The organism is Halomonas sp. SpR8 (genome assembly GCF_031010195.1).
In the GTDB taxonomy this organism is placed as follows: Bacteria; Pseudomonadota; Gammaproteobacteria; order Pseudomonadales; family Halomonadaceae; genus Vreelandella.
Genome location: NZ_JAUAMC010000002.1, coordinates 603,198 through 620,024, shown reverse-complemented (window position 1 = coordinate 620,024; position 16,827 = coordinate 603,198). Strand labels below are relative to the sequence as shown.

The window sequence follows — 16,827 nt, the reverse complement described above, 5'->3', positions numbered from 1 at the left end:
CCCGCGTAGCTCGTTTCGAGCGCCGGGATCACGGCTTCCGCCACCCATGATTGAGCGGTCAAGCCAACACGTTATTTAGGAGTATGATGATGAGCAGCAAAAGCAAAGTGATCCAGGCGATCGAATCTGAGCAAATGGGCAAGGAAATTCCTCCTTTTGCCCCCGGCGACACCATTATCGTTCAGGTAAAAGTAAAGGAAGGCACCCGCGAGCGTCTGCAGGCGTTTGAAGGTGTGGTCATCGGTAAGCGTAACCGTGGCCTGAACTCCGCTTTCACCGTGCGTAAGATTTCTCACGGCGTTGGCGTTGAGCGTACCTTCCAGACCTACAGCCCGCTGGTTGACTCGATTGAAGTCAAGCGTCGCGGTGATGTGCGTCAAGCCAAGCTTTACTACCTGCGCGAGCGCAGCGGTCGTTCTGCACGTATCAAGGAAAAGCTGGCTTAAACACCACTTTTTCACAGGCGCGCTGTACTTGGACATGTATAGCGTTTTGCTAAGCGTCGCGCCTGGATACCAAAACCCCGTCACCGCTTTGCGGGGCGGGGTTTTGTTTATGTCGCTCAATAAAAGCGGCTTGAGGTGACTAACCTATGAGCGTTATCGATGCCTTTTTAGATGCTCTCTGGCTTGAACAGGGCGCCAGCGATCATACGTTAGCCGCCTATCGGCGTGATTTAACTGCCTGGCAAGCTCACTTGGAGAGCCATGGCGAAGCGCTATTGGCACCGCCGCCCGAGCGTCTTAGTGAGTGGCTGGAAAGTCGCCGGGAGGAAGGTTATCAACTGCGCAGTAATGCCCGGCTACTCTCGACACTGCGCAGCTTCTACCGCTGGGGGCGTGTTAATAACCAGGTGGAAAGCGACCCGCTGACTGACATCAAATTGCCGCGGGTCATCCCCGGGTTGCCTAATACCTTGGAAGAGGACGAAGTCGAGCGTCTGCTATTAGCGCCCGATATCGATACCCCGCTGGGCGTCCGTGATCGGGCTATGCTGGAGCTGCTTTATGCCTGCGGCTTGCGGGTCTCTGAGCTGGTAGGGCTCACAGGCGACGCGGTTAACCTGCGTCAAAACGTAGTAAGGGTGCGCGGTAAAGGCGATAAAGACCGCCTGGTGCCCTTGGGCGAAGAGGCGGCGGATTGGCTGGCCCACTATATGGACACCGCGCGGGTGGCCTTGATGAGCGACCCGACGCGCCCAGCGCTGTTTCCAGGTCGAGGTGACAAAGCCATGACCCGGCAGACATTTTGGCACCGGATTAAGGTGCATGCGATAACGGCAGGGATAACTCGGCCGCTGTCACCGCATACGCTTCGCCATGCTTTTGCGACCCATTTATTGAATCATGGGGCCAATTTGCGGGTCGTACAGCTGCTGCTGGGTCATAGCGATCTGTCGACGACCCAAATTTATACCCATGTGGCTCAAGCGCGCTTGGAAAGCCTACATGCTGAACATCACCCACGAGGTTGAAATAAATATGCGTCAACGCCGTTTTCTAGCACTGCCGTTACTAACACCTTTCTCAATGATGACGTGGCTGATAGCGGGCAGTCTATTGCCTTCCGCTGCCCAGGCGGATGCCGTCGCAGACGAACTCGCGGGTTCACTCAGCGTCAATGGCCAGCAGATGCCTGTGGAGGCGGTCACTGCAACGCCGATGGAGGGCATCTATCACGTGCGGCTGGAGAGCGGTGAATCTTTCTACTCCAATGCTGACGGCAGTCACTTCCTGGTCGGTGACCTGTATGAAAACGCCGATAATGGTCTGGTGAATTTGACCGAGCAGGAGCAGAACCAGGCGCGGGCGGATGCGCTAGCGGCGGTGCCGGAGAGTGAGTTAGTGGTCTTCCGTGGTGCCGATGAACCAAAAGCAACAGTGACGGTATTTACCGACCCTACTTGCCCCTATTGCGCACGTTTACACGACACCATCCCCGAACTGAATGATCGCGGGATCGCCGTGCACTATATGGCGTTTCCCCGTGCTGGCATGAATAGCGACGCCGCCAAAACGTTGCAACAGGTGTGGTGCTCGGACAACCGCAGCGAAGCGATGACCCAAGCCAAAGAAGGCCGGACTATTTCCAGCGCAGCCGATTGCGACAATCCGGTGGCGGGGCAGTATGATCTGGGCAAAGCGCTGGGCGTGCAGGGCACACCGGCGATTATTTTGCCCGATGGGCAGCTAGTACCGGGATTTGTGCCCCCCGAGCGGCTCTCCGCCATGTTAGGCTTGGACGACGAATGACATAAGCCATAGTGCCGCGTAAATAAACGGCACATTAAGCTGAGAAATTGATTTAAGAGGCTGCACCTGCGGGTGCCCAACACAAAAGGGGAAGTATTTTGAAACCGGTAAGAGTAGGTATTTGTGGTTTAGGCACTGTCGGTGGCGGCACCTTTAACGTATTGACCCGCAACGCTGACGATATTGCGCGTCGTGCTGGCCGCCCTATTGTGATTGAGCAGGTTGCTCATCGCAGTGTTCATCCTGACTGCGATATTACCGGCATCAATGCCACCTCTGATGTGTTTGAAGTGGCGACCAATCCCAATGTGGATGTCCTGGTGGAGCTGATTGGCGGTTACGATATCGCTCGCGAACTGGTGCTCACCGCTATTGCCAATGGCAAGCACGTGGTCACCGCCAACAAAGCGCTGATTGCCGTTCACGGTAATGAAATCTTCAAGGCCGCTCATGAGAAGGGCGTGATCGTGGCGTTTGAAGCCGCAGTGGCCGGCGGTATTCCCGTCATTAAATCGTTGCGCGAAGGCCTGGGTGCCAACCGTATCGAGTGGGTGGCGGGCATCATCAACGGCACCGGCAACTACATTCTTACTCATATGCGCGACGAAGGCCGGGCATTTGAGGATGTGCTCGCAGAAGCCCAGGCGCTGGGTTACGCCGAATCCGATCCTACCTTTGATGTGGAAGGCATCGATGCGGCGCATAAGCTCACCATTCTGGCTTCGATTGCTTACGGCGTACCGCTGCAGTTTGAGAAAGCCTTCACCGAAGGTATTTCGCGGATTACCGCCGAAGACGTCGAACAGGCCGACAACCTTGGCTACGTGATCAAGCACCTGGGTATCTCCAAGCGCACCGAACAAGGGTTAGAGCTACGCGTTCACCCCACGCTGATTCCGAAAGAGCGTCTGCTGGCCAATGTTCACGGTGTAAAAAATGCCATTGCGGTCATGGGCGACGCCGTTGGGCCGACGCTTTACTACGGCGCGGGTGCCGGCGCAGAGCCGACTGCCTCGGCGGTTGTGGCTGACTTGCTCGACGTGGCGCGGGATATCTCTACCGACCACCACTACCGGGTTCCCTATCTGGCGTTTAGCGGCATTGACGAAGATGTCAGCCAACTGCCCATCATGCCGATGGAAGACATCACCACCGCCTACTATCTGCGCTTGCTGGCGGTTGATCGCCCCGGTGTGCTGGCGCGGGTGGCTACCATTTTGGCTGAGCAGGGCATCTCTATTGAAGCACTGATTCAGAAAGAGGCCACCGAAGGTGAATTGGTGCCGATTATTCTGCTCACGCACCGCACCAAAGAGAAGCAGATGAACGAAGCGATCCGCGAAATCGAATCCATGGCGGATATCGCCGGCCCCGTTACACGCATTCGCGTGGAAGGCCTGGACGAGGAGGAGTAAACCCAGATGCGCTATATCAGCACGCGCGGGCAGGCGCCCGCGCTCTCCTTTGAAGAGGTGGTGCTCACCGGTATGGCCAGCGATGGCGGTCTGTATGTGCCGGAAGTCTTGCCTGAGTTCTCTAAGGAAGAACTGGCCAGTATGGCCGGGCTCTCCTACGCGGAAATCGCTTTTCGGGTGATGAAGCCGTTTGTGAACGGTGAGATCGACGATACAACGTTCCGCAACATCGTCACCGAGGCCTACGCGACCTTTAATCACGACGCGGTCGTGCCCCTCAAGCAGCTAGATGCTAACCATTTTCTGCTCGAACAGTTCCACGGCCCGACGCTAGCGTTTAAAGATGTGGCGCTACAACTGCTCGGTCGCCTGCTGGATCACTTCCTGAAAAAGCGCGGCGAGCGCGCGGTGATTATGGGAGCGACCTCTGGTGATACCGGCTCTGCGGCGATTGAAGGCTGTCGCCACTGCGACAACCTGGATATCTTTATTCTGCACCCGCACAACCGGGTCTCGGAAGTTCAGCGCCGTCAGATGACCTCGGTGCTGGCTAATAACGTCTTTAACATTGCCATTGAAGGCAATTTTGACGACGCCCAGGCGATGGTCAAAGCCAGTTTTGCCGATCAGACATTCTTGAACGGCACCCGATTGGTCGCAGTGAACTCAATCAACTGGGCGCGCATTATGGCGCAGATCGTTTACTACATCGCCTCAGGCGTAGCCCTGGGCGCGCCGCACCGCGAGGTGAGCTTCTGCGTGCCGTCGGCTAACTTCGGCAACGTTTTTGCGGGCTATATGGCCTACAAGATGGGCCTGCCGGTGAAGCAGTTTATTATTGCTACCAACGCCAACGACATCCTCCATCGCACTCTCGCCGCCAACGACTTCTCCAAAAAAGAGCTGGCGGCAACGCTGGCGCCTTCCATGGATATCGTCGTGTCGTCTAACTTTGAGCGCCTGCTGTTTGACGCCTACGACCGCGATGGCCTGGCCGTCGCAGCACTGCTGGAGCGCTTCCAGCAGGAGCCGACCGCCTTGGCCGATGCACCCTTGGCCAAGCTGCGCGAGAAATTCGCCAGCTACAGCGTGGACGATGCGACGATTCTGGAAGCGATTCGCGATGCTCATAAGCGCACCGGCGAAATGCTCGATCCGCATACCGCGACCGGCTACCGTGCTGCCGAGCGCGCCCGCGCTGATCAGTCAACGCCGATGATAACGTTGGCCACTGCGCACCCGGCTAAATTCGCCGAAGCGGTAGTGAAAGCGGGTTTCCTGGGTGTACCGCTGCCGCCGCATATGGAAGACCTGATTGAGCGTGAAGAGCGCTACACCGTGCTGCCCGCCGAGCTTGCCGCCGTGCAGCAGTTTGTCGTGGAAAATCGGCGTTGAGACCTACCCTTTGAGACATCGATGACCGCAGTGACAGATTTACCCCAAAGCACGCTCTCTTCTAGCACAGTGTCCTCTAGCAGCATCGGGCCACGCTTAGAGCCTCGTCCTGTGGACGAGGCGCTCTATGCGCGTGCCCAGGCGGAAGGCTTAAGCGAGCTGCAGGCGCGGCTGCTGGCCTCCCGGCTGCCCGGCTATAGCGGTGAACTGCTACCGTTAATCTCGCCCAGCCTGCGTTACTTGGCCCACCCGGAGAAGCTAGCCGACGGCCGCCGCGCCGCCGAACGGATTGCTCAAGCGGCGGCCGAGGGTGAGGCGATTGGTATTCTTACCGATTACGATGTGGATGGCATCACCTCCCATGTGGTGATCCGGCGCACCCTGGTCGAGTTGTTTGGCGTGCCGGAAGGTAAGCTACATAGTCTGATTGGCCACCGTATTCACGACGGCTACGGCATTAGTCTGCCGCTGGTGGAGCGCACCCTGGCGCAAAAACCGTTTCCCACCTTGGTCATCACCGCCGATTGCGGCAGCAGTGATGAGCCGCGTATCGCGCGTCTAAAAGCGGCGGGTATCGATGTAGTGGTGAGTGACCATCACGCGCTTCCCATTGAGGGGCCGCCAAGCTCGGCATTTGCCTGCGTTAACCCTACCCGGGATGACTGCGAGTATCCTGATAAAACCATCGCCGGCTGTATGGTGGCATGGCTATTGATGTCGCTTGCCCGCAGCGTGCTGATCGAGTGGGGGGCGCTCTCAGAGTCCACGCCCAAACTCTCGCCTTGGCTCTCTTACGTAGCCTTGGGCACGGTAGCGGATTGTGTTTCATTGGGTGGCAGTCCAGCGAACCGTGCGGTGGTCAATCAAGGTTTAAAGCTAATCAATCGCATGGATGCAGCCTGCTGGCGAGCGATGGCCACACGCTTGGGCGCCGACAGCGTGCCGTTTAACGCCGAAACGCTAGCGTTTCAGATGGGGCCGCGTATCAATGCCCGCTCGCGGCTGGACGACCCCTACGCGGCGCTGCACTTTATGCTCGCCGAGAACGATGGGGTCGCCAATCGCCAGCTCGACGTGTTGGATCAGGATAACCAGTCCCGCAAAGCGATTGAGGCCGATATGGCCGCCGAGGCACGTGCGCTTGCCACAGCGGCTTTGAACGCCGATGAGCCTGCTGTGGTGGTGTTGCTGGAAGATGGCCACCCAGGCGTGCAGGGCATTGTTGCCTCACGTTTGGTGCAGGCTTACGGGCGCCCGGCGTTGGTGCTTACCCAGGCGGCAGCACCCGGTATGCTCACTGGCTCTGGCCGCTCGATTGACGGACTGCACTTGCGCGATGCGCTACAGCGCACCTTTGAGCTCGCTCCCCAGGCGCTGCCACGCTTTGGCGGCCATAGTGGTGCAGCAGGTGTGGGCGTTCCACGGGATCAGCTTGAGGCCTTTAAAGCCGCGTTCCTACAAGCAGTGGGCGAGCAGTTGCAGGGGCGAACGCTCTATCCGCGTCTATGGACGGATGGCGAACTCTCCACAGCACAGCTTTCGCTGACCACCTTGCAAGAGATCGAAACCCTTGGCCCCTACGGGCGAGAGTTTGACCCGCCGCTGTTTGAGGGGCGCTTTATTGTTGAGGCGCTGCGCCCGGTGGGTGCCGAAGGCTCGCACCTGATGCTTGAGCTCTCTACTGGCCCGGTAACATGCAAAGCGATCTGGTTTCGCGCCTTAACGCCGGGGGAACTGCCCGGGTTTAGCGTCGGCGATACGCTTCACTGCGCCTATAAGCTTAATCGCAACCGCTGGCGTGGTCGGGAGACGCTGCAGTTAATGGTCGAGCACGCCAGCGCCATTTAAACCTCATAACTATTCAAGTAAGGACGCCCCATGCGCGTGGAAGATTTTCCCCAGGATCCGCATCGCCCCTATGAAGATTTGATGGCGATGCTGCTGGGTACCTTCTTTGTCGCCCTGGGGGTGACCTTTTATACCCATGCGGTGTTATTGACGGGCAGCACGGCAGGCTTAGCGCTGCTGTTGAGCTATATGACCAGCAGCATTACCGGCTGGGGCTTTGGGGTGTACTTTTTTGCCATTAACCTACCGTTTTACTACTTGGCGGTTAAGCGAATGGGCTGGAGCTTTACCCTGCGCACCTTTGCCGCCATCGGCTTGGTCTCGCTGTTTTCGGAACTGACCCAGGGCTGGGTGCAGTTTGCCAACGTGCCTTCGCTCTACGCCGCCTTAATGGGTGGCGCGCTAATGGGCATTGGCATGCTGATGCTGTTTCGCCACCGCACCAGTCTGGGCGGTATCAATATCCTCGCGCTCTATCTGCAGGATAAACACGGCCTGCGTGCAGGCTACGTTCAACTCGCCATCGATGGCGTTATCCTGCTGATTGCCCTCACGCAACTACCGCTCGATCGCGTGGGCTACTCGGTACTGGGCGCACTGACACTCAACTTAATCATCGCCCTGAACCATAAGCCAGGGCGTTATATTGGGGTAAGTTGAGAGGAGGCATTTGTTAAAAAAGCCGCTTTTCATCGTCTATCACGCAGACCTTGGTAGGCACTTGGTGCGACCATTTCCAGAACACAATATTAACGTCTCGATGGGTCGCTCCCTTGGCTTGGGACGGCACTCGAATGCCTACGAATCCCATAGTGATCAACTGCTCCGCGATTTCCCAGGCGATAACGGGCTCGCGCCTTATTTTCTTATCTAACCAGGCTTCCTGCACCCAGCTCTCTGGATGCGGTCGAACGCGCGTTTGGATAGCTGGGTCACAGAGATCGAGAATCGGACCGCAATTTACCTCATAGCTGCACAGCGTCAGCGGTTGTGTCTTGAAGGGAAAGCCTTGCTGAGCTTCAAGCCAGGCGGTTTCGAAGCGCTCACTGGTATACAGCGCGGGCAGGCCAACGGGGTTCCAGCGGCCGCCGTTGCGTGCGGCGCCTTCTCCTGATGTGGGTGCATGCTGCCATTGTGGGTTGTGACCGCGATAGACCAACCCTGTGTACTGAAACCCGAGTGCCAGCAGACTCACGCATAGCCTCCCTCGGCAATGTGAGAGAGGTAGGCCCGAACATCATCCGCACGGCCATGACTCACTAGTTCTTCTGCGGTGAAATCTCCCAGCGGAGCGAGAGGGTAGCTACGGTACCAAGACCATGCGGCGCTTATCGATCCCGCCCAGGGTTCAATGCGCTTAAGGATTTCCATCGTTTGGCGCAGTCGCTGCTGTGTGGAGACGGCATGAAGGCGGTCTTTGCGGATAATAGCGTTGTGGCTCAATCCAATCGCATGGGCGAACTCACGCTTGGTGATATGCAGCTCGTCAAGGAGTGCATCGGCGATAATAAAACCTTCATTATCCACGGCGCTGTTTATTTCAAGGCTCATAAATGTCACCTATAGACGCGTATATTTGTGTCATTATGGGTGACGATGGAGCTTTTGTAAAAGTGGCAGTTATAAACGAGTGGTGCGGAGTATGGTGATAGCTAAAAGCTAAAAGCTAAAAGCTAAAAGCTAAAAGCGTTGGCTCAGCCAGCTTTGCTAAGCCAGAACCACCACACGATAGCGGCGATAAGCCCTAGCCCCGCCAGGTTGATCAATAGACTCATGCGGCGTCCTCCTGGCTGGGTGATTGCCACAGTCGCAGGCGGTTGGCGTTACTCACTACGGTGATGGAAGAGAGTGACATGGCAGCGCCCGCGATCATCGGTGAGAGTAGCGTGCCGGTGAGTGGGTAGAGCACCCCAGCGGCGATGGGAATGCACAGCAGGTTATAGCCAAACGCGCCCACCAGGTTTTGCTTGATATTGCGCAGGGTAGCGCGGCTGATTTCTATGGCTGATGCCACGCCGTGAAGCGAGCCGCGCATTAGCGTGATACCGGCGCTCTCAATTGCCACATCGGTGCCTTGGCCAATCGCAAAGCCGACGTTCGCTCGCGCCAGCGCGGGGGCGTCGTTGATCCCATCGCCCACCATGCCCACGATTTCGCCTGCCTGCTGACGGCGCTCAATTTCTGCGTGCTTGTCTTCAGGCAACAGTCCCGCCCGGTACTCATCGATGCCCACCTCTTGAGCAATGGCCTTGGCGGTGTGCTCGTTATCGCCGGTTAGCATGACAATGGTTAAGCCGTCTTTTTGCAGGCGCTTGATCGCGGCTACGGTGTCGTGGCGAAGCGGGTCGCTGACGCCAAACAGGGCGGCCAGTTTGCCATCCACCGCCAAGTACACCAGTGTGCGGGCCTGCTCCTCCAGGGCGCGGGCTTGCTCTTCACCTGCCTTGAGATCTACCCCCGCGTCGCTTAACAGCCGCGCATTGCCCAGTAATAGCGCTTTGCCGTCGGGCGTCTGGGCTTTTACCCCGCCACCGGTAACGCTGTCGAAATGATGGATCTCGACAGGTTCAGCGTGATGCTCATCCGCATAGCTCATCAGCGCTGCCGCCAGCGGGTGCTCGGAGCCGCGCTCCAATGCGTGTACCAACGCCAGCACGGTGGATTGCTCTACGCCAAATAGCTGTGCATCGGTGACGCTGGGCTTGCCCTGGGTAAGCGTGCCGGTTTTATCGACCACCAGCGTGGTTAGCTTGCTGGCGGTTTGCAGCGCCTCGCCGTTTCTCACTAGTACCCCATGCTCTGCGGCTTTACCAACACCGATCATGGTCGAAATCGGGGTCGCCAAGCCCAGCGCGCAGGGGCAGGCAATGATCAGCACGGTGGTCGCTGTGACCAGCATATGGATCACTTGGGGGGCGGGCCCCAGGTTGAACCATACCAGGGCTGTCAGAACGGCAATGATCATTACCGCAGGTACAAAAACGCTGGAGACCTGATCGGCCAGCTCGCCAATCGGCGGGCGCGAGTTCTGGGCACTCGCTACTTGTTCAGTAATTTGCCCCAGGCGGGTGTCAGCGCCTACCCGCGTGGCGCGATACACCAACCCGCCACGGCCATTCACCGTGCCAGCGCTGACCTCATCACCTGAATGCTTGGCCACGGGTAGCGGCTCGCCGGTCAGCATCGATTCATCGATATGGCTTTGCCCTTCAGTCACCTCACCATCCACAGGCAGCCGTTCACCGGGACGTACGCGAACTTGGTCACCCGCGCGCACGGCATCAATCTCAATCTCCTGCTCGTGGCCGTCGCGAATCACCCGCGCCGTGCGGCTCTGTAGGTCAAGCAGGCGCTTTAGCGCGTCGCTGGTGCGGCCACGAGCGCGCAGCTCCATGGCATTGCCGAGCAGAATCAGCCCGATCACCATGGCCGAGGCTTCAAAATAGATGCCTTGAGCAACTTCCGGCAGCCACGGCGCAAACAGCACCACTGCCATGGAATACAGCCAGGCAGTGCCGGTGCCCATGGCCACCAGGGTATCCATATTGGCCTGGTGGTGCTTGATGCTTTTCCAGGCGTTGACAAAAAAGTGCCGCCCCGGGAAGGCCATGATGCCCAGCGTGAGCAGGCCAATGACCAGCCAGTAGAGACGCCCTAATCCCACCGGGTGAGGGTGGAAAAACAGCATGCTGAGCATGAGCGGAAGTGCCAGTGCCAGCGAGATCATGCTGCCGCGCAGTCGGCGCCGGTAGGTTTTGGCATCCTGCTCGGCTCGAGAGTGTTCGGCCTCACGCATGTCCACGATGGGCTGGGCGCCATAACCGATCGCCTCTACGGCCGCGATCAGCGCTTGAGTATCAGCACTGCCAAACACCTGGGCGGAGTGGGTGCCGAAATTGACGCTGGCGGTATCGACGCCCTCAGTGCGCTCAAGCGCCTTTTGAACGCTGTTAACGCAGCTGGCACAGGTCATTCCGCTGATTGCCAGGCGCTGCTTCTTGCCCTGACTTTGGGCATGATCACTAGCGACATTTTCAATGTCAGCGGATGCCGCGGTCTCTGGTTGCCTAGCTGCTTCGGCTGGCGGATAGCCCGCCTCGGTTAAGCGCTGATCAAGCTCAGCGTCGGTTAAGGTCGAAACAACCTCAAGGCGGTGTTCGCTAGGCGTGCCGATGACTTCAGCATTGGGGTCAACGCCTTGTAACGCTTCGCGCATACGCTTTACGCACCCTTGGCAACTCATACCGGGAATGGTTCGGGTGGTGGTGACATTACAAGAGTCACTCATAGCGTTTCCTTAGTCGGTGCTGCCTCGGGGAAGCTCTCAATCAAACGGCAGACGCTGTGGCCGTCGGGGGAGCCATCGGGCATGTGTTGCCAGCTCTCCATGGCCTGCTCCATTCGCTCGGCCAGCGCTTCGAGTTCGGCAATGCGTGCGCGGATTTGTGGCAGGCGGGTGGCGAGTAAGTCGCGTACCAAAGGGCAGGGGGAGTCGCCTTGGTCGGCGTGCGTGAGGATGTCGCGGATTTCGGCCACGCTAAAACCGAGTTTGCGCGCCCGCTGAATAAAGCGCAGCCGCTCCAAGTCGGTATGTGAATATAGCTGATAGCCGTTATCCGGATGGCGCTGCGGGGCAAGTAGCCGCTCACGAGTGTAGTGGCGCACGGTCTCAGCGGTAACTCCACCCCGTTTGGCAAGCTCGTTCACTTTCATGGCCTGTTCTCCCGACCGGTTAAATAGTGTTTATTGAGTGTAGAACCTATGGGTTACCCATAGGTCAAGGCCACCTTTGCTCAATACGCTGAAATGACTAAAACACTGATTTAAAACGGTCGTGCGACTAATGTATAAGTCAAAAATAAAATAAAACGCTCGTTTGCTCTTGAACCTTGGGCCCAGTTGCGAGAAAACAGTCATGTAAAGCATAACGAGGGTGGATTGTCGGTATCCACTGGATCATCGGGAAGAGAGGCCTACTATGAATAATAAATTTAATAAGCTCACCCTGGCTGCTGCGATTACGGCTGCCTTCGCCAGTCAAGCCCACGCGGGTGGGTATCAGATTAACGAACAGAGTGTGAGTGGGCAGGGCTACGGCCATGCTGGGCGCAGCTCTAATATTCATGATGCCACGATCGTGTATGGCAACCCGGCGGGCATGTCGTTTTTAGACCGTGCGCAAGTCACGGTGGGGGCAACCTACCTAAACGTAAATACAGATATCTCTAATGTCCAAGCGAGCCGCTTTATTGATTCGGGCGTTGCCATGGGCGGCGCCCCAAATGGCAATCAGATTCCGGTAGGCAGCATTCCTGGGGGGAACGATGGCGATATGGTGCCAGGAACGCCTATCCCCTTTGCGTTCTATGCGCAGCCAGTGACTGATCGACTAGCGTTCGGGTTCGGGGTATATGCCCCCTTTGGCTCCAAAACCGACTACGAAGATGACTTCCAGGGCCGCTATTTTGGCGACTACACCGAAGTCAAAGTGATCAGTGCGCAGCCCACGGTGTCTTATCGCTTTAACGATCAGTGGTCGGTCGGTGCGGGCATCACATACAACCAAGTGGAAGGGGAGCTGCGTCGACAGCTACCCTCTGAGGCTACGTTTAACCCCGCTAATGACATCGACTCACGGGTGGATGGTGACGATGAAGCATGGGGATATAATCTGGGCGTTATCTATCGCCCGATACCTGAAACCACCTTGGGCCTGACCTACCGCTCGAAGGTCGATTACACCCTGGAAGGTGATTTTAGCGCTACCGACCCGCTGGGCAATGTCGTTCGCTCGGATACCGCGAATCTGGACTTAACCACTCCCGAGACGGTTAACTTCTCCATAACCCAGCAGATGACGGATCGTCTCAAGCTGATGTTCGGGGCGTCCTGGGTTCGCTGGAGCCAGTTTGATCAAATTTTGGTTACCGGTAGCCAAGGCGATACGATTACCCAAGAAGTTCAGAACTATTCAAACGCTTGGGCGTTTGCTACGGGGGGTGAGTACCAACTGACGCCCACCTTGGCGCTGCGTGCAGGGGTAACCTTAGACATGACGCCGACTAATGATGAAGATCGTAGTGTACGCATTCCTTCCGATGATCGGCGTATTTTCTCGCTGGGGGCAGGATGGAGCCCAACGCCTGATCTGACAGTCGATGTTGCCTACTCTTACTTGACTGAGCGCGGCACTTTTGTGGAGCAAGATCGTAATGACTTGCTGGCGAGTGAAGCCACAGGTGGTTTCCCTGTTGGTGGTGCTAGCTATTCGGCCGACTACAAAAACGAAGCCCACGGTTTTGGCGCGCAGTTGACCTATCGCTTTTAAGCCCTATCGCTTTTAAGCCATAGCGAGTTTTAACCCATAGAAACCCGGCGCACGCCGGGTTTTTTAGTGAATGGTAGAACGCCATCAGACGCTAGAGTGAGCGCTTGAGAGTCTATGCCGCAGGGTTATCTAGAAATGCGGCGCGCATCAGCTCGCGGGTATAGGTCTCGCGAGGGGCGTTGAACAGTGATTGGGTGTCGCGTTGTTCAATGATCTCACCTTCCCGCATGACAATGACCTCATCGGCCAGCGCTCGAACAACGGCAAGGTCATGGCTAATGAACAGGTAGGTCAGGCCGTGGCGTTGTTGCAAATCGCGTAACAGTTCAATAATGGTCATTTGAACCGAGCGGTCAAGGGCCGAAGTCGGTTCATCCAGCAGCAGGAACTCAGGCTTGACGACCAAAGCCCGGGCGATGGCAATCCGTTGCCTCTGGCCACCGGAAAACTCATGGGGATAGCGGTGCCGGTGGGCGGGGTCCAGGGCGACTTCTTCAAGGGCTTGAATGACCAGGGCATCACGTTCGGTGCGCTTCAGTAACGGCTGATGAACGCGCAGTCCCTCACCGATAATCTCACCCACGGTCATGCGCGGGGAAAGCGAGCCAAAGGGGTCCTGGAAGACAACTTGCATGCGTGATCGCAACGGGCGCATCCCCGCATGGTCAAGCTGGCCGACATCAATATCATCGAAATGTATATTGCCGTGACTTTTTACCAGCCGAAGAAGCGCACGGCCCAATGTCGTCTTGCCTGAACCCGATTCGCCCACGATGCCCAGGGTTTGGCCTTTCCTAAGCGTCAGGTCGATGTTTTTCACCGCTTCAAAATAGCGATTGGGGCCAAACAGGCGCTTTTTGATCGGGAAGCGAACGCCAATATTGTGCGCCGTGAGCAAGACAGGCGCTGAGTCGGCGACGGGGGCTTTTTGGCCACTTGGGTTGGCATCAATCAGCATCCGGGTATAAGTGTGCTGGGGCGACTGAAACAGTGCCTTGGTGGCGCCTGCTTCGACGATTTCGCCTTGTTGCATCACGCACACGCTATCGGCCAGGTGCCGGACGACCCCCAAGTCGTGGGTGATAAACAGGATCGCCATGCCATAACGGGCCTGGAGGTCTTTAAGCAGCGCGAGAATCTGCGCCTGGACCGTGACATCAAGGGCGGTGGTCGGCTCATCGGCAATCAGCAGTTGAGGTTCACAGGCCAGCGCCATGGCAATCATCACTCTCTGGCGCTGGCCACCGGAAAGCTCGTGGGGGTAGCTGTCGATGCGGCGCTTGGGCTCGGGAATACCCACCTGTTCGAGCAGTTCCAGTACCCGCAGGCGAGCATTGTTGCCCCGCAGAGGCGTGTGTTTGTGCAGGACTTCACGAATCTGCTGACCCACGCGATGCATCGGGTTGAGAGAGGTCATCGGCTCCTGGAAGATCATTGAGATCTCATTGCCGCGAATGGCCCGCAGGCGCTTACGGCTGACGGCGAGCAAGTTTTCATCGCCGGAACCGCCATGCCAGCGAATGGTCCCGGTGGCGCGAGCTAATTCCGGTAGGAGCCCCATCGCGGCGGTCGAGGTGATCGACTTGCCCGAGCCTGACTCACCGACGAGCGCAAGCGTTTCGCCTTGATGCAGGGTGAAGCTAACGTCCTTGACGGCCGTAACGGGGCCATCGGGAAGGTCGAAGTTGACGCGCAGGTGATCAAACTCCAGCAGTGGTTGTGGCATATCGCCTCCTTGCCTTTATTAACGCGTCTTTTGTTAACGTGTTTTGGGATCGAGGGCGTCGCGTAGACCGTCGCCCAGGAAGTTTAAGCACAGCAGCGTGGTGGCCAGAAACGCAGAGGGGATAATCAGCATCCAGGGCGCCGTTTCCATCATGTCCTTGCCTTCGCTGATCAGTACGCCCCAACTGGTCAGCGGTTCTTGAACGCCGAGGCCCAGAAAGGAGAGAAAGCTTTCCAGCAAAATGACCTTGGGGACGGTGAGGGTGACATAAATGATCACCGGCCCGATGGCATTGGGAATCAGGTGGCGTGTGACGACCTTGAAGCTGTTCACGCCCAGGGCATGGGCGGCTTCGACGAACTCGCGACGTTTTAAAGCGAGTACCTGTCCGCGCACGATGCGTGACATGTCAAGCCACTCTACGGCGCCAATGGCGGCGTAGATCAGTAGGATATTCCGCCCAAACACCACCATCAGCAGGATGACCATAAACATGAAGGGCAGCGAGTACATGATGTCGACAAAGCGCATCATCAGGTTGTCGACCCGGCCGCCCACGTAGCCGGCAATCGCGCCGTAAAGGACGCCGATCACCAGCGAAACAAGAGTCGCTACCAAGGCAACGGAGAGTGAAATCTGCCCCCCGTGTAATACCCGCGTGAGCAGGTCGCGGCCATTGGCATCAGTGCCCGCATAGTGGCCGCTTTCTAAGCTTGGCGGGGCCAGAAAGGCATTCCAGTCCACTTCATCAAGCGCCCAGGGGGTTAGCCAGGGGCCCAATAAGCAGGCCAGGGCAATGGCGATGAGGAGCACAAGGCTAGCGGTCGCCGCACTATTTTGGCGAAGCCGTCGCCATGCTTCGCGGGCTAGACTGTTGCTGGCGACCGGAGGGGACAACGTTGCATTATTCATTATCATAGCGAATTTGCGGATCCAGAGCCGAGTAGAGTAAATCGACGATTAGGTTGAGAAGGACGATCAGGCCGCCGTAAAAAACCACCGTGCCCATCACCAGGGTATAGTCCCGGTTGAGCGCTGCCTGGACGAAGTAACGGCCAATGCCGGGTATCCCAAAAATCTGTTCAATTACCACCGAGCCGGTAATGATCCCGGCAATAGCAGGCCCTAAGTAGGAGACCACGGGGAGCATTGACGGACGTAAGGCGTGACGAAAGATCACCTCGCTCTCGCTAAGACCTTTGGCTCGGGCTGTGCGGATGAAATGGCTACTCAGTACTTCAATCATGCTGGCGCGCATCATTCGCGCGATATACGCAATTTGCTGAATAGAGAGTGCCACTACGGGGAGGATCATGTTTCGCCAATGACCGTCGTTCCAACCGCCGACCGGTAGCCAGGCTAGAAATACACCGAACACCAGTGCCATTAGCGGGGCAATCACAAAGTTGGGAATGGCCACCCCGGCAAGCGCTGTGCCCATCACCATGTAGTCAACGGTGGAGTTGCGTTTAAGCGCCGCAATAACCCCCATGGGAATACCGACCAGAAGCGCGAGGCTGATTGCCCATAGGCCGAGTTCCAGGCTGACAGGGAAGCCTTGAACGACGAGCTCGGTAACCGAAAAATCCTTGTATTTGAACGAGGGGCCGAGGTCGCCTTGGAGCAGGTTTCCCATGTAGGTGAAATACTGTTCCCAGACGGGTTTGTCCAGGCCGTAAGAGGCCATTAAGTTGGCCTCGATTTCCGGCGGGAGCTGACGCTCGCCGTCGAAAGGCCCACCGGGAGCCAGGTGCATTAAAAAGAACGACAGCGTAATGACAATCCACAGGGTCGGGATCGCCTGAAGCAAGCGTTTTAGGGTGTAGCTGAGCATTATCGGGCCTCGCTCCTCAGGCCAAAGGC

Annotated in this window: 15 protein-coding genes; 8 read left to right on the top strand and 7 right to left on the bottom strand. The window is 57.4% G+C overall.

Annotated elements, in window-relative coordinates:
- The first annotated feature begins 89 nt into the window (after window positions 1–89).
- From rplS to QT230_RS06170, 7 genes are all read left to right on the top strand, one after another.
- A complete protein-coding gene (rplS, locus tag QT230_RS06200) occupies window positions 90–446 on the top strand; it encodes a 50S ribosomal protein L19 (protein WP_035564967.1) in 357 nt (118 codons plus the stop codon).
- 146 nt (window positions 447–592) lie between these two features.
- Window positions 593–1,474: a site-specific tyrosine recombinase XerD gene (gene xerD, locus QT230_RS06195; protein WP_308320709.1), complete on the top strand. Its 882-nt coding sequence runs from the start codon at window positions 593–595 to the stop codon at window positions 1,472–1,474.
- Window positions 1,449–2,252, top strand: a complete 804-nt coding sequence (locus QT230_RS06190) for a DsbC family protein (RefSeq protein WP_308320708.1) — start codon at window positions 1,449–1,451, stop codon at window positions 2,250–2,252. Before xerD ends, QT230_RS06190 begins: the two co-directional genes overlap by 26 nt.
- Before the next feature lie 98 nt (window positions 2,253–2,350).
- On the top strand, window positions 2,351–3,667 hold the full coding sequence (locus QT230_RS06185) for a homoserine dehydrogenase (RefSeq protein WP_308320707.1): 1,317 nt from the start codon (window positions 2,351–2,353) through the stop codon (window positions 3,665–3,667).
- 6 nt (window positions 3,668–3,673) lie between these two features.
- Window positions 3,674–5,062 carry a threonine synthase gene (gene thrC, locus QT230_RS06180; protein ID WP_308320706.1) on the top strand — a complete coding sequence of 463 codons (1,389 nt, stop codon included), beginning with the start codon at window positions 3,674–3,676 and terminating at the stop codon, window positions 5,060–5,062.
- Window positions 5,063–5,083: 21 nt separating this feature from the next.
- Entirely contained in the window at window positions 5,084–6,910 is a 1,827-nt protein-coding gene (locus tag QT230_RS06175) for a DHHA1 domain-containing protein (RefSeq protein ID WP_308320705.1), read from the top strand.
- Between the two features lie 30 nt (window positions 6,911–6,940).
- Window positions 6,941–7,570: a YitT family protein gene (locus tag QT230_RS06170; RefSeq protein WP_308320704.1), complete on the top strand. Its 630-nt coding sequence runs from the start codon at window positions 6,941–6,943 to the stop codon at window positions 7,568–7,570.
- A gap of 13 nt (window positions 7,571–7,583) precedes the next feature.
- Here QT230_RS06170 and QT230_RS06165 read toward each other — a convergent pair whose 3' ends face one another.
- The 4 genes from QT230_RS06165 to QT230_RS06150 form a co-directional block, all read right to left on the bottom strand.
- Window positions 7,584–8,105: an RES domain-containing protein gene (locus tag QT230_RS06165; protein WP_308320703.1), complete on the bottom strand. Its 522-nt coding sequence runs from the start codon at window positions 8,103–8,105 to the stop codon at window positions 7,584–7,586.
- Window positions 8,102–8,461, bottom strand: coding sequence for an XRE family transcriptional regulator (locus QT230_RS06160; RefSeq protein ID WP_308320702.1), 360 nt, complete (start codon window positions 8,459–8,461; stop codon window positions 8,102–8,104). Before QT230_RS06160 ends, QT230_RS06165 begins: the two co-directional genes overlap by 4 nt.
- A 220-nt stretch (window positions 8,462–8,681) precedes the next feature.
- A complete protein-coding gene (locus tag QT230_RS06155; RefSeq protein ID WP_308320701.1) occupies window positions 8,682–11,198 on the bottom strand; it encodes a heavy metal translocating P-type ATPase in 2,517 nt (838 codons plus the stop codon).
- Window positions 11,195–11,623, bottom strand: a complete 429-nt coding sequence (locus QT230_RS06150) for a MerR family transcriptional regulator (protein WP_308320700.1) — start codon at window positions 11,621–11,623, stop codon at window positions 11,195–11,197. Before QT230_RS06150 ends, QT230_RS06155 begins: the two co-directional genes overlap by 4 nt.
- Before the next feature lie 265 nt (window positions 11,624–11,888).
- Between QT230_RS06150 and QT230_RS06145 the strand changes: the two genes are divergently transcribed.
- On the top strand, window positions 11,889–13,238 hold the full coding sequence (locus QT230_RS06145) for an outer membrane protein transport protein (protein ID WP_308320699.1): 1,350 nt from the start codon (window positions 11,889–11,891) through the stop codon (window positions 13,236–13,238).
- Between the two features lie 112 nt (window positions 13,239–13,350).
- On the opposite strand, the gene QT230_RS06140 is transcribed toward QT230_RS06145, so the two are convergent.
- The 3 genes from QT230_RS06140 to oppB are packed head-to-tail and all read right to left on the bottom strand — an operon-like array spanning window position 13,351 to window position 16,798.
- Window positions 13,351–14,964, bottom strand: a complete 1,614-nt coding sequence (locus tag QT230_RS06140; protein WP_308320698.1) for an ABC transporter ATP-binding protein — start codon at window positions 14,962–14,964, stop codon at window positions 13,351–13,353.
- Between the two features lie 33 nt (window positions 14,965–14,997).
- Window positions 14,998–15,876, bottom strand: a complete 879-nt coding sequence (locus QT230_RS06135; protein ID WP_308320697.1) for an ABC transporter permease subunit — start codon at window positions 15,874–15,876, stop codon at window positions 14,998–15,000.
- Window positions 15,869–16,798 carry an oligopeptide ABC transporter permease OppB gene (gene oppB, locus QT230_RS06130; protein WP_308320696.1) on the bottom strand — a complete coding sequence of 310 codons (930 nt, stop codon included), beginning with the start codon at window positions 16,796–16,798 and terminating at the stop codon, window positions 15,869–15,871. Before oppB ends, QT230_RS06135 begins: the two co-directional genes overlap by 8 nt.
- Between the last annotated feature and the right edge of the window lie 29 nt (window positions 16,799–16,827).

Excerpts from the sequence above, each read along its gene's own strand:
- rplS (WP_035564967.1), top strand. The coding sequence starts at position 90 with ATGAGCAGCAAAAGCAAAGTGATCCAGGCGATCGAATCTGAGCAAATG.
- xerD (WP_308320709.1), top strand. The coding sequence starts at position 593 with ATGAGCGTTATCGATGCCTTTTTAGATGCTCTCTGGCTTGAACAGGGC.
- QT230_RS06190 (WP_308320708.1), top strand. The coding sequence starts at position 1,449 with ATGCTGAACATCACCCACGAGGTTGAAATAAATATGCGTCAACGCCGT.
- thrC (WP_308320706.1), top strand. The coding sequence starts at position 3,674 with ATGCGCTATATCAGCACGCGCGGGCAGGCGCCCGCGCTCTCCTTTGAA.
- QT230_RS06175 (WP_308320705.1), top strand. The coding sequence starts at position 5,084 with ATGACCGCAGTGACAGATTTACCCCAAAGCACGCTCTCTTCTAGCACA.
- QT230_RS06170 (WP_308320704.1), top strand. The coding sequence starts at position 6,941 with ATGCGCGTGGAAGATTTTCCCCAGGATCCGCATCGCCCCTATGAAGAT.
- QT230_RS06160 (WP_308320702.1), bottom strand. The coding sequence starts at position 8,461 with ATGAGCCTTGAAATAAACAGCGCCGTGGATAATGAAGGTTTTATTATC.
- QT230_RS06155 (WP_308320701.1), bottom strand. The coding sequence starts at position 11,198 with ATGAGTGACTCTTGTAATGTCACCACCACCCGAACCATTCCCGGTATG.
- QT230_RS06150 (WP_308320700.1), bottom strand. The coding sequence starts at position 11,623 with ATGAAAGTGAACGAGCTTGCCAAACGGGGTGGAGTTACCGCTGAGACC.
- QT230_RS06145 (WP_308320699.1), top strand. The coding sequence starts at position 11,889 with ATGAATAATAAATTTAATAAGCTCACCCTGGCTGCTGCGATTACGGCT.
- QT230_RS06140 (WP_308320698.1), bottom strand. The coding sequence starts at position 14,964 with ATGCCACAACCACTGCTGGAGTTTGATCACCTGCGCGTCAACTTCGAC.
- QT230_RS06135 (WP_308320697.1), bottom strand. The coding sequence starts at position 15,876 with ATGAATAATGCAACGTTGTCCCCTCCGGTCGCCAGCAACAGTCTAGCC.
- oppB (WP_308320696.1), bottom strand. The coding sequence starts at position 16,798 with ATGCTCAGCTACACCCTAAAACGCTTGCTTCAGGCGATCCCGACCCTG.